Raw genomic sequence first — 471 nt, forward strand, 5'->3', positions numbered from 1 at the left:
GCCTTGTTTTTCTATCGTATTGCGAGAATTTTTAGCCCAAGCCATTAATGGATCATTTTTCCATTTTTCAATAACATTATTGTTATACCAAATGTCATATCCTATAATCTGGTTTTTGTTTTTTTGAATAATAAATGTTACTGTTCTTGCGGTTTGGAGGAATTGATTCAAATTCAAGCGAAATAATTCAGGGTCAAAATATGTATCAATGCAGCATTTGAGCAAGTGCGATAAATCTTTAAGTCTTCTTTCCCATGGTTTTTTAGTCATAAAACTCTCCATTTTGATAGGTTGCATGCTAGATGCTGATATATTTTAGAGGTGATAAAATTAACTGCTTAACTGTCAATGTAATACAAGTTGTTTGATCTTTGCAATGATTCTTATCAGAAACCATATAGTAAATTAGTTACACAGGAAATTTTTAATATTATTATTATCATTCATTATGTATTAAAATTAGAGTTGTGG

Annotated in this window: 1 protein-coding gene; it reads right to left on the reverse strand. The window is 29.1% G+C overall.

Translation table 11 applies throughout. From position 1 onward, the window contains the following. Positions 1 to 297, reverse strand: a 297-nt coding sequence (locus tag ACTHSL_RS13005; RefSeq protein WP_440381692.1) for a hypothetical protein, incomplete at its 3' end; no start/stop codon positions are given. Between the last annotated feature and the right edge of the window lie 174 nt (positions 298 to 471).

This window comes from Neisseria sp. P0008.S010 (assembly GCF_051962715.1).
Classification (GTDB): Bacteria; Pseudomonadota; Gammaproteobacteria; order Burkholderiales; family Neisseriaceae; genus Neisseria; species Neisseria elongata.